Source organism: Tateyamaria rhodophyticola (genome assembly GCF_047777875.1).
Classification (GTDB): domain Bacteria; phylum Pseudomonadota; class Alphaproteobacteria; order Rhodobacterales; family Rhodobacteraceae; genus Tateyamaria.
Genome location: NZ_CP180519.1, coordinates 3,226,388 through 3,239,950 on the forward strand (window position 1 = coordinate 3,226,388; position 13,563 = coordinate 3,239,950).

The window sequence follows — 13,563 nt, forward strand, 5'->3', positions numbered from 1 at the left end:
GCCAGTCCTCCCGCACTCATCGGATGAGACCCCTGCCGCCGCGGGTGCCCCGTCTCTGTTCCAAAAAATCCCCCCCGGAGGGCCGGGTGGCCTATTCCATCACCGGGATGGAAAACTCGCCACCTTCCTTGATGCCAGAAGGCCAGCGTGCCGTCACTGTCTTGGTCCGGGTATAGAACTTGAAGGCATCCGGGCCGTGCTGATTCAGATCCCCGAACACCGATTTCTTCCAGCCGCCAAAGGTGTGATAGGCCAGCGGCACCGGGATCGGCACGTTGATGCCCACCATGCCAACGTTGACCCGGTTGGCAAAATCGCGCGCCGTGTCACCGTCACGGGTAAAGATCGCGGTGCCGTTGCCGTATTCATGATCCATCGCGAGGCCAATCGCCTCTTCATAGCTTTGCGCGCGCACGGTGGTCAGAACGGGCCCAAAGATCTCATGCCTGTAGATGTCCATGTCCTTGGTCGCGTGATCAAACAGGTGCGGGCCGACGAAAAAACCGTCCTCATAGCCCTGCAATTTGAAATCACGCCCATCGACGACAAGAGTGGCCCCCTGATCGACGCCCGTCTGCACCAAGCGTTCGATATTGGCCTTAGCGGCGGCGGTCACGACGGGGCCGTAATCCACGTCATTGCCAGAAGTGTAGGGGCCGACCTTCAGCTTTTCGATGCGCGGTACGAGTTTTTCGATCAGACGGTCTGCAGTCTCGTCTCCCACGGGCACCGCCACCGAAATCGCCATGCACCGTTCGCCCGCTGCACCGTAACCGGCCCCAACCAGCGCGTCGGCCGCCTGATCCATGTCGGCATCAGGCATGACGATCATGTGGTTCTTAGCGCCGCCAAAACACTGCACGCGTTTGCCGTTGGCACAGCCGGTGGCATAGATGTATTCCGCAATAGGTGTGGATCCGACAAAGCCGATCGACTGGATCACGTCGTGATGCAGGATCGCATCCACCGCTTCCTTGTCGCCGTTCACCACCTGCAGAATGCCCTTTGGCAGCCCCGCCTCTTCCATCAGTTCTGCCAGCATCAACGGCACCGACGGGTCGCGTTCGGAGGGTTTCAGGATGAAGGCGTTGCCACAGGCAATCGCGGGCGCAAACATCCACATCGGGATCATCGCCGGGAAGTTGAAGGGCGTGATGCCCGCCGTCACACCCAAGGGCTGGCGCATGGAATACATGTCGATGCCGGGACCGGCGCTGTCGGTGTATTCGCCCTTGAGCAGGTGCGGCGCGCCGATGCAGTATTCCACGACCTCAAGGCCGCGCTGCACGTCGCCTGCCGCATCGGGCAGGGTTTTGCCGTGCTCGCGGCTCAGCGCTTCGGCCAGCTTGTCCATGTCGCGGTTCAGCAGGTCGACGAATTTCATCATGACGCGTGCGCGCCGCTGCGGGTTCACGGCGGCCCATGCGGGCTGGGCTGCGGCGGCGATCTCAACCGCGTGTGCCACTTCGGCCTCAGAGGCCAGCGGCACGCGGGCCTGCACCTCGCCCGTGGCGGGGTTCATCACATCGGCAAAGCGGCCGGATGTACCGGCGGTGTGGGCGCCGTTGATATAGTGGCTGAGCTCTTGCATGTCCGTCTCCTGACTGCGGCCAAAGGGGTGGTTTGCGCGCAGTATAGTCTTGCAAAATGCAGCCTAAAAGGCGCAGTTGGGCAAAACCATTTTGCAAATTTGCAGGGCGCGAGGGTGCGATGAAAGGCAACTGGGACGATGTCCGCCTGTTTCTGAGCGTGGCGCGGGCGCGGACCCTGACGCGCGCCGGTGCGGATGCGCGGCTTGACCCCGCCACACTTGGTCGCCGGGTCGCGCGTCTGGAACAGGATCTTGGCACCGCGCTATTTGTGAAATCCCCCCAAGGTTACGCGCTGACTCCTGCGGGCCAGGACCTGATGGACCGCGCGCTCGAGGCCGAAGCCGCGATGCGGGCCGCGACCGAGGGGATCGTGTCCGACCCGGGCGAAGGGCTTATGGGTCAGGTGCGGATCGGTGCGCCCGATGGCTGTGCCAATTACCTCTTGCCGCAGATTTGCGCGGCTTTGACGGCAGAACATCCCCGGTTGGAACTGCAAATCGTGGCGCTGCCTCGGGTTTTTAACCTGTCGCAACGCGAGGCCGACATGGCCATCGCCGTCAGCGCGCCCACGGCCGGGCGGCTCACGGTGCAGCGGATCACTGATTACCAACTGCATTTCGCCGCCGCGGACAGCTATCTGCGGCAGGCGCCGCCGCTGCGTGTGCTGGACGATCTCAAGGCGCACCGGATCGTCGGCTATGTGCAGGACATGATCTTTGACAAGGAACTGGATTACCTTGCGGGGGCAGGGGTGCGCCGGGTGGCGCTGGCGTCGAATTCCGTTGCGGTGCAGCTCAACATGCTGCGGCAGGGGGGCGGCGTCGGGGTCGTGCATGATTTCGCCTTACCCGCCGCGCCCGGCCTGCGTCCGGTGTTGCAAAACGCGATGTCCCTCAGGCGCAGTTTCTACCTGATCCGCCATGCCGCGGACCGCGATCAACCCGTCCTGAACCGGATTGCAGCCGAACTCACCACGCGGATGCGGGCGGAGGTGGCAGCCCTCGAGGCACAGGTGGCCCATCCGCGGCCTCCCGCCTGAGTGGAAAAATCGCGACCCCATGCTTGACAGGACGCTCACAAAAAGTTGACGCTTGGGCACCCCAAGCCACGCCGAGGAGGGCGCGATCATGCTGGTACACCAAATCCTCAAATCGAAATCCGATGACGCGGTGGTCACCGTCGCGCCCGGAACGCCGATCTCATCCGCGGCCAAGACCCTGGCCGAACGCCGTATCGGGACCGTGGTCGTGTCGCCCGACGGGCATACGGCGCAAGGCATCCTGTCCGAACGGGACATCGTGCGGGAATTGTCCAAACGCGGTGGCGCAATCCTGAACGAGCCGGTGGAAAAATTCATGACGGCGAAACTGGTGACCTGCGGGCGCGACGACAAGGCGGACGAGGTTCTGCAAAAGATGACCGACGGCCGGTTCCGCCACATGCCCGTTCTCGAAAACGGCGAACTTGTCGGGCTGATAACGCTGGGTGACGTGGTCAAGGCGCGGCTCAAGGAGCTATCGATGGAAAAGGACGCGCTTCAGGGGATGATCATGGGGCACTGACCCCACACGTCCGCTTGCAATTGCAAGGGGTTGGTGGTGCATTGCAGTGACGACAGAACGACGGAGCCGCCCCATGCGCATCGGCCTTTACCCCGGCACATTCGACCCCATCACATTGGGTCATATCGACATCATCCGGCGGGCCAGCCCCATGGTGGACCGCCTTGTCATCGGGGTTGCGATCAACCGGGACAAGGGCCCGCTCTTCCCGCTCGAGGAACGTGTCGCCATGATCGAGGCGGAATGCGCCAAGCTGAGCGCGCAGACCGGCACCGAGATCGTGGTGCACCCGTTTGAAAACCTGCTCATTGATTGCGCCCGCGATGTAGGGGCGCAGGTGATCGTGCGTGGCCTGCGTGCGGTAGCCGATTTTGAGTATGAATTTCAGATGGTTGGCATGAACCGCCAGCTGGACAACAGCATCGAGACCGTGTTCCTGATGGCAGAGGCCGAACATCAGGCCATTGCCTCGAAACTGGTCAAGGAAATCGCCCGTCTGGGCGGCGACGTGTCCAAGTTCGTCACACCGCTGGTCAATGGCGCGCTGCGCGCCCGCTTTGACAAAGGGTAGGGTGGGCAATCTGCCCACCCAAATACTATACGCCTAGAGTGCGATCCGGAACCGGGCGAAACCGTCCGGTCCTTCGCCCGCATCCTCAATCGCCATATCCAGCTGATCCAGGTACGCCCGCGCCGCCGGTCCCGTGTCAAAGAGCACCGTGGTGCCCTCCATCGGCGCAAAGGACCAGTTGTTGTCGGCGCGCGGGCTGATCGTGCCCTTTTCCACGATGTAGCGCACGATCACGTCGCGGTTCGTATCCGGCCCTTCGAACACGGTGGTGTCGGTGCTGGCGCCGGGGAAATTGCCGCCGCCGCCCGCGCGGTAGTTGTTGGTGGCGATGATGAACTCCGCCTCCATATCCAGCGGCGCGCCGTTATAGGTCAGGTTGACGATGCGGTTGGCATCCGCGTTCAGCATCTCGCCCTTGGGGTCGTATTTGGACGGTTGCGACAGGTCGATCTGGTATTCGACCCCGTCGATCACGTCGAAATTGTAGCTGGGGAAGGACGGGTTCAACAGGACCACGTCCTGCGCGCCCGGCTCCACTTGGTTGAACATGCCCGCAGAGCGTTCAAGCCAGTCCTTGACCTGCTGCCCCGTGACCCGCACGGCGCGCGCCGTGTTGGGATAGAGGTAGAGGTCGGAGACATTCTTGATCGCCACATCCCCCACCGGCACATCCGTAAAGTATTCCGGCCCACCCCGGCCCCCGGCCTTGAACGGGGCCGCCGCCGACAGGATCGGCAGGCCCTCATGGTCGGTGCCCTTGAGCATCTGTTCGATGTACCAAAGCTGCGCGATCGACACGATCTGCACCGATGGATCATCCGCCACGAGCGCGAAATAGGAATGCAGCGGCGCATCCGTCTTGCCAACCGCGCGGCGCACATAAGCCAGCGTCGCGTCATGTTCCGCTTGCACGGAGGCCAGCACCGCCGGGTCATCCTCGACCAGTGCTGTGACCGACCGATCCTCATTGCGCTGCGCGATGGGCCGCGCCTCAGACGTGGCGGAGACAACGCGCCATTCAGAGCCGTCACGTTCGATCAGCAGGTCAATCAGGCCCATATGACTGCCCCAGAACCCGCCCATCGTGGCGGGCGTGCCCATCAGCGTGCCCGCATCCACATCCGCACCTGCGAACTCGGCATAGCCGGGCGAGGGGAAGACCAGATGGCTGTGCCCGGTCAGGATCGCATCGACCCCGTCCAGCCCCGCCAGCGGCACGGCGGCGTTCTCCATCCCGTCGGTTTCATTGGCTGATCCGATGCCGGAATGCGACAGAACCACAATGATATCAGCACCTTGTTCCTTCATCTGCGGGATATAGGCGCGTGCGGTTTCCATAATATCGCGCGCCTGCACCTTGCCCTCAAGGTGGCGGCGGTCCCAGTTCATGATCTGGGGCGGGACAAAACCGATCAGCCCCACCTTGATCGGATGATCCGTGCCGCCGCCATCGGTTACCGTATGGTCTAGGATCGTGTAGGGCGGGACCAGCGTCTTGTCCTTCGTCGGATCGCTGCCCGTCTCCAGCGCGACATTCGCAGACACCACCGGGAAATCCGCACCCGCCAGCGCCTTCATCAGGAAATCGAGCCCGTAGTTGAATTCGTGGTTGCCCAAGGTCGAGGCATCAAAGCCAAGCGTGTTCATGGCGTCGATCACCGGGTGGGTGTCGCCATCCTTCATGCCGCGCTCATAGGCGATGTAGTCGCCCATCGGGTTGCCCTGAAGGAAGTCGCCATTGTCGATCAGCAGGGAATTAGACGCCTCGTCCCGCACCGCCTGAATGAGGCGCGCCGTGCGCGACAGACCCACCGTGTCCCGTGGCCGGTCCGCATAGTAATCATAGGGAAACACGTGCACGTGCAGGTCCGTGGTTTCCATGATGCGCAGATGCGCCTGATTGGTGGCGGCGTTGGCCGAAAACGGGTGTAGGGCGATGAAACCGGCGGTGCCCGCCAGAAAGCCACGGCGATTGAGGGTGAATGGCATGGGGGGATCCTTCGGTTGGGTCAGATTACGAATTCTCGTTATGGTCGCAGTTTAACACCCGCATGACACTTGGCAATTGTTGCGCCGGGTCGGGCGCACGGGCCGCGCATTAGTGCTCATTATGTGGTCGCGCGGGTGCAAAGATCAGGCGGCGCAATTCACCAAGACCGCCGCCATGGCCCAGCCCGTCGACCGCCTGTTCCAGCGCACTTGTACGCGTCTGGCCAAGAACGGGCGCGGCATAGGCGTGGAATTTGGCGCGCACCGCGTCATGGCTGGCGGGGTGTTCGGGATCGCCAAGCGCCTCGGTGTCCTGTGACGTGACCGTTTCGCCGGAGGTGAGGGTCAGGGCCACCCGTGCGATGCGGCGGGCGGGGAATGCGTCCGTGAACACATCGCTTTCGGTGACGATCATGCTGCAGGCGAGGCGCCTGATTTCCGGGTCGTCAAAGCTCTGTTCCGTGATGTCGGTCGGGGTCACGTCACCGCGTACCATGGCCACGGCCGCGGGGTAGGTTGTGGAATACTGCGCCTCTTCGGTGGTGCGCGGCGCGGATATGGCGAGGCGTTTGGAATGGTGGAATGTCGTGATCTCGATCCGCTCCACCTGATCTGAGGTCAGCTTATGGTCCCGGCGCAGGTCCAGCACCGCCTGCACTGGCGGCTGCGCCCAGCGACAGATGGGGAAGTGCTTGAAATACTGCTCTGCGATGCGCCAATTCCGCCCCAAATCGTCCCACAGGTCGGCCACATCCGCCCCTTCGACCGTCACCGCAGGTGCGCCCGTGAACCCGTCCGCCGCGAGATAGGCGGCGGACACACCCGTCATCGCGCCCCAGCCGGAGCCGTCCTTGAGCATGGTCGGCGCGTCGATTACCCGCATCATCTGACTGCGCGGTCCGTGATATTCGGCGATGCCGATGGCGTGACGCGTTTGCGCATGGTTCAGCCCCAGCACCCGCGCGCCAAGGGCTGCGACCGCCACCGCGATCCATGCGCCAGACGTGTGATAGTCACACGCGGTGCGGTGCAGCGCGATGCCCGCACGTGTCCCGATCTCATACCCCACCACCAGTGCGGCCAGGAATGCGCGATCATCATCCAGCCCCTGCGCCTCCGTATAAGTCAGAAGGGCAGGCAGCACACCGCATCCCACATGGCCCTTGGTCAGCTTGTGCCCGTCATGGGCGTCGAGCGCGTCAATGGTCATACCGCCCGCAAGGGCGGCCCCCGCCGGACTGACCCGCCGCCCGTCAAAGAGCATCGGCGCACCAAGGCGTCCCGCCGCAAAATGGTCGGTCGCATGATCGCGGATGATCCGGGACAAGGTCGTATCCATCGCCCCCGCCGCCACGCCCAGCAGATCCAGCAGCCATTTCCTGCCCAGATCCAGAACCTCGTCCGGAATAGTGTCTGTGTCCGCCGCGTGGAGAAAATCGATGAACTGCTGTGCCATGTCGTGATCCCGTGCCGGCCCGTGGGGACGAGCCGACACCGGATGCGCCATGGCTGCTTTGACAAAACCGACATCGGTCGCACGGGCGAAGAAAACAGGCAAAGAAAAAGGCGCCCGCAGGCGCCTTGGTCTGTCGCTATGACGCGCAGGTCAGAGGAATTTGCCCATCGCCACCGCCGTGTCGCCCATCCGGTTGGAAAAGCCCCATTCGTTGTCGTACCAGCTGAGGATGCGCAGCATGTTGCCATCCATTACCTTGGTCTGGTCGGTGGCAAAGATCGACGAATGCGGGTCGTGGTTGAAATCCATGCTGACCAGCTTGGCATCCGTCACGCCCAGCACACCTTTCAGAGGGCCGGAGGCTGCGGCGGCGGTCATGGCGGCGTTGACCTCTTCGGCAGTGACATCGCGCGATGTCTCGACCGTCAGGTCGACGCAGGACACGTTGGGCGTGGGCACGCGGATCGCCACACCGTCGAGCTTGCCGTTCAGTTCCGGCATCACCAGACCCACGGCCTTGGCCGCACCGGTCGATGTGGGGATCATGTTCAGCGCGGCAGCACGGGCGCGGTAGAGATCCTTGTGCATCGTGTCCAGCGTTGGCTGATCGCCGGTATAGCTGTGGATGGTGGTCATAAAGCCGCGGTTGATCCCGAACTGGTCGTGCAAAACCTTGGCCACGGGCGTCAGGCAGTTCGTGGTGCAGGACGCGTTCGACACAACCACATCATCGCCCGTGAGCGTGTCGTGGTTCACACCGTACACAATCGTCTTGTCCGCGTCTTTGCCGGGGGCAGAGATCAGCACGCGGGACGACCCGTTTTCCAGATGCGCCTGACACGCGTCCTTGGAGGTAAAGATGCCGGTGCATTCCATCACCACATCGACGTCGCTCCAAGGCAGGTCGGCGGGGTTGCGTTCCGCCGTGACCTTGATCGGGCCGGTGCCCACATCGATGCTGTCCGCGCCGGTTTTGACGTTCACCGGGAACCGGCCATGCACGCTGTCATATTGCAGCAGGTGTGCGTTGGTTTCCACCGGGCCGAGATCGTTGATCGCGATCACCTCGATATCGGTGCGCCCGCTTTCGACGATGGCACGCAGCACGTTGCGGCCGATGCGGCCAAACCCATTGATTGCGACTTTGATGGCCATGGTATCCCCCATGTGTGGCAAAGGATGTGGGCGGCAAAGGTCATTGCCGCACCGTTACCGCTAACAAAGGCATGCAAGCCGATTTGTCAACCGGGCCGTGCGCAGAATTCAGGCGGAGGGGGTCAGCGCCAGAAGGCGAGCCATTCGATCAGCTCGGCCAGCTTCTTGCCGAGAAACAGCAGGTTCGCGCCGCCGTTTGCAATCGCATCGAAGGCGATGGCCACCACGATGATCGTGCCGAGGATGATGGACAGGGTGTTGGTCATGTCGCCAGTGCCGGATGTGTGCCGCGCTGTTGTGACAGCACGGCCCGGTTCTGGCAAGCATCTGGGCCTAGCGCAGCTGGCCCATCGCCACGGCGACATCCGCCATGCGCACGGAAAAGGCCCATTCGTTGTCGTACCACGCCAGCACGCGGACCATGCGGTTGCCCACAACCTTGGTCTGGTCGGGGGCAAAGATCGACGAATGTTCGGTGTGGTTGAAATCCACCGACACCTTCTGTTCGTCGTCATAGGCCAAAACGCGGCCCATGGGACCGCGGGCGGCCTCTGCCATGGCGGCGTTGACCTCTTCGACGGTCACGTCGCGGCCCGCTTCAAAGGTCAGGTCAACCGCGCTGACATTCGGGGTGGGGACGCGCATGGCGGTCCCGTCGAGCTTGCCTGCGAGGTTCGGCAGCACCTCACCCAATGCTTTGGCCGCCCCGGTCGAGGTCGGGATCATCGCCATCGCAGCGGCCCGCGCGCGGTAGAGGTCATCGTGGCGGCGGTCCAGCGTTGGCTGGTCGCCGGTATAGCTGTGGATGGTGGTCATCACCCCACGCTCGATCCCGAACGCGTCGTCCAGCGCCTTGGCCAGCGGAGCAAGGCAGTTGGTGGTGCAGGACCCGTTGGAAATCATCCGGTCATTGGCCGCCAGCAGATCATCATTCACGCCGAACACGATGGTCTTGTCGACATTCTTGCCTGGCGCGGACAGCAGCACCTTTTGCGCGCCACGCTCAAGATGGGCCTTGGCCTTATGGCCGTCATTGAACTTGCCCGTGCATTCCAGCACCACGTCGCAATCGGACCAGTCGAGCGCGTTCAGGTCATAGGTGGACATCATCCGCATCGGCCCGCGCCCGATATCCATCGTGTCGTTGGAAATCCGCACCTCGTTCGGGAACCGGCCATGCACGCTGTCGTATTTCAGCAGGTGCGCGGTGGTTTCCAGCGGTCCCGTGGCGTTGACGGCCACGACCTGAATGTCGTTGCGCATGGAGGTCGCGATGTGATTGAGCGTGCAGCGCCCGATACGACCGAACCCGTTGATACCCACCTTGATCGTCATGGCCTGTCCTTTGCACCCGAGCGGTTTACCTTTGGGGCCGTGTCTATCTATCGTGGTCGTGTGGGCATAGGGTAAAAAAGGCGCATATTCAGAATGTTAGCGATAAATGTGTGCATTTGTATGCCGTTGGCGCTAACGGTTTCGCGGAACTTTGGTCTGTGTCATACGCTAACGTAAGACACACGCAGCAGGAGCGGGCGGCATGAGCGGATTATTGGCACTGTTGGACGACGTGGCGGGAATCGCCAAAGTGGCGGCGGCGTCGGTCGATGACGTGATCGGGCAGGCGGCCAAGTCGGGGGCCAAGGCGGCGGGCGCGGTGATTGATGATGCCGCCGTGACGCCGAAATACCTGCAGGGTTTTGCCGCCGAGCGTGAATTGCCGGTGATCTGGCGGATTGCCAAGGGATCGCTGCGCAACAAGCTGCTGTTCCTGTTGCCCGTGGGTCTAGCATTGTCCGCCTTTGCGCCGTGGATGATCCCGCCGCTCTTGATGCTGGGCGGGGCATATTTGTGTTTCGAGGGGGCCGAGAAGGTGGCTCATGTGATGGGCTGGGGCGGGCACGGGCACGAGGATTACCCGGGCAAGGAAGAGGTGATCGAGGACCCCGCACAACTGGAAGAGCAAAAGGCCCAAGGGGCGATCAAGACGGATTTCATCCTGTCGGCAGAGATCATGACCATCGCGCTGGCCGCGATCCCCGAAAGCAATTTCTGGTTCGAGGCGGCGACGCTGGCCGCGGTGGCGGTGATGATCACGGCGGCGGTCTATGGTGCGGTGGCGATTATCGTGAAGGCGGATGATGTCGGCCTCGCCATGGCGGCGCGCGGGCGGTTGAGCGCGACCCGTGCGGTGGGGCGCGGCATCGTGAAGGTGATGCCGCATTTCATGACTGTTCTCACCGTGGTGGGCACGGCGGCGATGCTGTGGGTCGGTGGGTCGATCATCGTGCACGCGCTGGCCGAGATGGGCTGGCACGGGCCGGAAGATATCATCTACGGTGTGGGCAAAGCCGTGGGCGGGGCGTTGAATTCGGGCTTTGCCGAATGGCTGACGAAGGCGGGGATTGATGGCGTGCTGGGCCTTGGTCTGGGGATGCTGCTGATCCCCGTGGGCGAGAAGGTCGTCACCCCGGTCTGGCGCAGTGTGACAGGTGTGTTTGCGCGGTAGCCCTACCGTGCTCCGGCGGACGACGCGCGTTGGGGGCTGCGCCCCAACGACGCCCCGCCCACCGTCCCTTGGGCGCCGCACCACCCGTTTGGCGTGTTTTTTCCCGATTGCAGTGCTAGGCTGTTGCCCAAGCGAGGGGAGAACACGTGGCGGAGATTTATGCAGCGCCCGAGATGCGCCATCACAACCGGTCTCATGCGGGCGGCGATTGGGCCTATGATCTGCAAACGGCCATCAACAAGGCGCGGCCCGGTGATACAGTTGTCCTGTTGCCTGGACGGTATTATTTGCCCGCGACCATTGCGCAATCGGGCACACGTAAACGCCCCATCACGCTGAAAGCGCAGGTGCCGGGGCAGGCGGTGTTTGATGGCGGAGAGCGTGCGGATGCGGGGCGGCAGGGTGATCTGACGCCGCTTGATGGCGATTTCGCGATGCTACGCATCTTTTTCGCGGACCACATTGTGCTGGAGGGGCTGCGGTTCGAAAACTGCTGGCCCACGGCGATCTACATGCGCGCGGCGCGGCACATCACCGTGCGCAAGTGCAGCGGACAGAAGAGCCGCTTTTTCGCTTATGCGCGGCAGCAGGCGCCAGACCGGCTGACCCACCATCTGACCTTTGAGGATTGCACGTGGGTGCAGGATCCCGATCACCTGATGTGGACGGGCCAGTTCGATTGGGACGAGGTCAAGGCCAACCGGTTCAGCAGTCTGGACAGCAAGAGGCGCGTGGAGTTCAACGCAAGCTACTTCAACGGCGCGTTCTTTGGCTGTTTCGACATCGCGGGCAAGGTCATCATCCGTCGCTGTGCGATCAGCCATGCGTTCAACGCGATCCGCATGGATATGCGTCGCTCCTGCATCGGTCGCGGCCCCAACATGGCGCGCAACCGGGACGTGGCGATTTACGACAACACGTTCTCATTCATTCGCGACAATGCGATTGAGCCGGAGAAAGGCGCACAGAACTGGCGCGTGTTCAACAATCGGTTCTACGCGGTACATGCTGCGTTTTCGCTGGATCTGGTGACGACGCGGGATTTTCTGGTCGTGGGCAACGTGATCCTGAACGACCACCGCGCCGGGCTGCTCAACGGATCGACCGAGGCGCAAGCCGGGCAGGGTGGGCGCATTTTCAAGTTTGTGCGCTCATCCGATGCGGATCCCGCGCCGCGCAAGGGGCTTTGGTCGCTATATAATTCAGTGCAGACGCGCACCAGCTATGCCAAGAAATCGACGACCGCGCAGTGGGATGACCGTTATACGCTGCTGGGTCTCTACGCAGCGGAGCATCCAGAGGCACCCGGCGAACCGCGCGCGGCCTTTTCCAAGTTTGACTGGAATACGAAAGTGTCCATTCAGGGCATGGTGAGCGATGACGGCACCTTTCCCAAGGACTACCCCCCGGACAAGGTGTCGGGTCGCCGCGTGGACCGTGTGTTCGAACGGCCGGTTTTCGAATACGACGCGCACGATCTTGGCAAGGTTCTGGGCGGGTGGGATGGCACGTTGGTGCCCGTGCCCGATGCGGTCGAAGCGCTGTCGCAGCCGGTCAAGCTGCGCCTTGCTGGTGGCGTCAAGCACACGCTGCCCGGTGGGCTGACACCGGGGGCGCAGGATGTGGATGTCCTTGGCCTTGGAGACTGGCGCAAGGATTGGGATGATGAGCCGGATTGGCTGACGGATGCGGCAGGCGTCTAGCCCGCCTTTTCCTCGATCTCGGCGGCCACGGCTTCGGCGCGGGCGGCCAGCTCGGCCAGGGTCTCGGTCACGCTGTCGGGCACGACAGGCACTTCGATCCGCTCCGGCTCTGGCGCGCCCATGTTGCGCAGCCCTTCGAGCTCGGCGTCCCGCTCGGCGAGTTTGGCCTCGACCGCCGTCACGCGGTCCTCGACGCTCGCCGTCTTGTCCGCGAGCATCAGGCCCGCCATCAGCAGCATGCGCGCTTCGGGCAGGCGCCCCACCTGATCGGCCAGCACCTGTGCCTCGTCATCGAGCATCTTGGCGGCCGTCTGGAGATAGTGCTCTTCGCCATCCTGGCAGGCGACGGCAAATTGGCGACCGCCGATGGTGATTGTGACCTCAGGCATCAGTGCTCTCCTCTGAAGGCTCTGCCTCGAGCAGAGGTGTGAGCGCGCCGATAATGCTGGAGGCTTCGGCGATGTCCGCCGCGCGCGCGGCGCGCAACGCCTCCAGTTCCGTCAGCATCGCCTTGTTGATCAGGTGCGGCTCTCCGACGCCTTCTTCGTTGGCGGCGCGCAGGTCCTCGTTCGACTGGCGCAATTGCTCGTTCGATTGGCGCAGGCGCTGCAACTCAAGATCCAGCGCCGCCGTGCGCGCTTCGGCGGCCTGTGCGGCGGCCTTGGCCTCCGCTATGGCGCTGTCATGCTTTTCGGACAATTTGCGCACCCGTTCGGTCAGTTGCGCATTGGCCAGCTTTTCGTCTTCCAGTGCGGCCTGCAATGCTGCTGTGTCGTCGGCGCCTGCCGCCTCCAGCCCGCTTGCCGCTGCGGCGATGCGGTCCATCGCGGCCGTCAGCCGCCCCTGTAGCGCGTCGATATCGCTCATGTCTTGCCTGTCCCCTCGGCTCTCGGGCCGGCCGTTCGGCTTTGCCCGCGTCTGTCGGTCCCATCCTGCGCCGCGCCACCGAATCAAGGCGGCGCATTGCAACCCCAAGTCTAAACAATGCGCGCAGGAATTGCGCCCCCTTTGCGATCAACCCCTTAGGCG

At 63.1% G+C, this 13,563-nt stretch carries 13 protein-coding genes; 5 read left to right on the forward strand and 8 right to left on the reverse strand.

Annotated elements, in window-relative coordinates; genetic code table 11:
- Positions 1–91 precede the first annotated feature (91 nt).
- Positions 92–1,591: a CoA-acylating methylmalonate-semialdehyde dehydrogenase gene (locus ACERHN_RS17350; protein ID WP_415920272.1), complete on the reverse strand. Its 1,500-nt coding sequence runs from the start codon at positions 1,589–1,591 to the stop codon at positions 92–94.
- A gap of 119 nt (positions 1,592–1,710) precedes the next feature.
- Here ACERHN_RS17350 and ACERHN_RS17355 point away from each other — a divergent pair, with 119 nt between their 5' ends.
- The 3 genes from ACERHN_RS17355 (at position 1,711) to coaD (ending at position 3,725) form a co-directional block, all read left to right on the forward strand.
- Positions 1,711–2,631 carry a LysR family transcriptional regulator gene (locus ACERHN_RS17355; RefSeq protein ID WP_415920273.1) on the forward strand — a complete coding sequence of 307 codons (921 nt, stop codon included), beginning with the start codon at positions 1,711–1,713 and terminating at the stop codon, positions 2,629–2,631.
- Positions 2,632–2,719: 88 nt separating this feature from the next.
- Positions 2,720–3,154 carry a CBS domain-containing protein gene (locus ACERHN_RS17360; protein ID WP_415920274.1) on the forward strand — a complete coding sequence of 145 codons (435 nt, stop codon included), beginning with the start codon at positions 2,720–2,722 and terminating at the stop codon, positions 3,152–3,154.
- A gap of 73 nt (positions 3,155–3,227) precedes the next feature.
- Positions 3,228–3,725: a pantetheine-phosphate adenylyltransferase gene (gene coaD / locus ACERHN_RS17365; RefSeq protein ID WP_415920275.1), complete on the forward strand. Its 498-nt coding sequence runs from the start codon at positions 3,228–3,230 to the stop codon at positions 3,723–3,725.
- Positions 3,726–3,758: 33 nt separating this feature from the next.
- Here coaD and ACERHN_RS17370 read toward each other — a convergent pair whose 3' ends face one another.
- The 5 genes from ACERHN_RS17370 to gap (ACERHN_RS17390) all read right to left on the reverse strand — a co-directional run bounded on the left by ACERHN_RS17370 (position 3,759) and on the right by gap (ACERHN_RS17390) (position 9,660).
- Positions 3,759–5,714 carry a bifunctional 2',3'-cyclic-nucleotide 2'-phosphodiesterase/3'-nucleotidase gene (locus ACERHN_RS17370; RefSeq protein ID WP_415920276.1) on the reverse strand — a complete coding sequence of 652 codons (1,956 nt, stop codon included), beginning with the start codon at positions 5,712–5,714 and terminating at the stop codon, positions 3,759–3,761.
- A 109-nt stretch (positions 5,715–5,823) separates the two neighbouring features.
- Complete coding sequence (locus tag ACERHN_RS17375; protein ID WP_415920277.1) at positions 5,824–7,170, reverse strand: MmgE/PrpD family protein; 1,347 nt, start codon at positions 7,168–7,170, stop codon at positions 5,824–5,826.
- 150 nt (positions 7,171–7,320) lie between these two features.
- Complete coding sequence (gap, locus tag ACERHN_RS17380; RefSeq protein ID WP_415920278.1) at positions 7,321–8,325, reverse strand: type I glyceraldehyde-3-phosphate dehydrogenase; 1,005 nt, start codon at positions 8,323–8,325, stop codon at positions 7,321–7,323.
- Positions 8,326–8,447: 122 nt separating this feature from the next.
- Positions 8,448–8,591 (reverse strand): hypothetical protein, encoded by a 144-nt coding sequence (locus ACERHN_RS17385; RefSeq protein ID WP_415920279.1) that lies wholly within the window; start codon positions 8,589–8,591, stop codon positions 8,448–8,450.
- A 67-nt stretch (positions 8,592–8,658) separates the two neighbouring features.
- Complete coding sequence (gene gap, locus ACERHN_RS17390; RefSeq protein ID WP_415920280.1) at positions 8,659–9,660, reverse strand: type I glyceraldehyde-3-phosphate dehydrogenase; 1,002 nt, start codon at positions 9,658–9,660, stop codon at positions 8,659–8,661.
- A 202-nt stretch (positions 9,661–9,862) separates the two neighbouring features.
- Between gap (ACERHN_RS17390) and ACERHN_RS17395 the strand changes: the two genes are divergently transcribed.
- Together ACERHN_RS17395 and ACERHN_RS17400 are read left to right on the forward strand one after the other, a co-directional pair.
- The gene (locus ACERHN_RS17395) at positions 9,863–10,831 is read left to right on the forward strand and encodes a DUF808 domain-containing protein (RefSeq protein WP_415920281.1); all 969 of its coding nucleotides are present in this window, start codon (positions 9,863–9,865) and stop codon (positions 10,829–10,831) included.
- Positions 10,832–10,977: 146 nt separating this feature from the next.
- Positions 10,978–12,534 carry a chondroitinase-B domain-containing protein gene (locus tag ACERHN_RS17400; RefSeq protein ID WP_415920282.1) on the forward strand — a complete coding sequence of 519 codons (1,557 nt, stop codon included), beginning with the start codon at positions 10,978–10,980 and terminating at the stop codon, positions 12,532–12,534.
- Here the strand turns inward: ACERHN_RS17400 and ACERHN_RS17405 are convergent.
- Positions 12,531–12,923 carry a cell division protein ZapA gene (locus tag ACERHN_RS17405; protein WP_415920283.1) on the reverse strand — a complete coding sequence of 131 codons (393 nt, stop codon included), beginning with the start codon at positions 12,921–12,923 and terminating at the stop codon, positions 12,531–12,533. The genes ACERHN_RS17400 and ACERHN_RS17405 overlap by 4 nt on opposite strands.
- Positions 12,916–13,401 carry a hypothetical protein gene (locus ACERHN_RS17410; protein ID WP_415920284.1) on the reverse strand — a complete coding sequence of 162 codons (486 nt, stop codon included), beginning with the start codon at positions 13,399–13,401 and terminating at the stop codon, positions 12,916–12,918. Before ACERHN_RS17410 ends, ACERHN_RS17405 begins: the two co-directional genes overlap by 8 nt.
- Between the last annotated feature and the right edge of the window lie 162 nt (positions 13,402–13,563).

What these genes read in the sequence shown, in the direction of transcription:
- ACERHN_RS17360 (WP_415920274.1), top strand. Translation starts at nt 2,720, where the DNA reads ATGCTGGTACACCAAATCCTCAAATCGAAATCCGATGACGCGGTGGTC.
- ACERHN_RS17385 (WP_415920279.1), bottom strand. Translation starts at nt 8,591, where the DNA reads ATGACCAACACCCTGTCCATCATCCTCGGCACGATCATCGTGGTGGCC.
- ACERHN_RS17370 (WP_415920276.1), bottom strand. Translation starts at nt 5,714, where the DNA reads ATGCCATTCACCCTCAATCGCCGTGGCTTTCTGGCGGGCACCGCCGGT.
- gap (WP_415920280.1), bottom strand. Translation starts at nt 9,660, where the DNA reads ATGACGATCAAGGTGGGTATCAACGGGTTCGGTCGTATCGGGCGCTGC.
- gap (WP_415920278.1), bottom strand. Translation starts at nt 8,325, where the DNA reads ATGGCCATCAAAGTCGCAATCAATGGGTTTGGCCGCATCGGCCGCAAC.
- ACERHN_RS17350 (WP_415920272.1), bottom strand. Translation starts at nt 1,591, where the DNA reads ATGCAAGAGCTCAGCCACTATATCAACGGCGCCCACACCGCCGGTACA.
- ACERHN_RS17375 (WP_415920277.1), bottom strand. Translation starts at nt 7,170, where the DNA reads ATGGCACAGCAGTTCATCGATTTTCTCCACGCGGCGGACACAGACACT.
- ACERHN_RS17410 (WP_415920284.1), bottom strand. Translation starts at nt 13,401, where the DNA reads ATGAGCGATATCGACGCGCTACAGGGGCGGCTGACGGCCGCGATGGAC.
- ACERHN_RS17405 (WP_415920283.1), bottom strand. Translation starts at nt 12,923, where the DNA reads ATGCCTGAGGTCACAATCACCATCGGCGGTCGCCAATTTGCCGTCGCC.
- coaD (WP_415920275.1), top strand. Translation starts at nt 3,228, where the DNA reads ATGCGCATCGGCCTTTACCCCGGCACATTCGACCCCATCACATTGGGT.
- ACERHN_RS17395 (WP_415920281.1), top strand. Translation starts at nt 9,863, where the DNA reads ATGAGCGGATTATTGGCACTGTTGGACGACGTGGCGGGAATCGCCAAA.
- ACERHN_RS17355 (WP_415920273.1), top strand. Translation starts at nt 1,711, where the DNA reads ATGAAAGGCAACTGGGACGATGTCCGCCTGTTTCTGAGCGTGGCGCGG.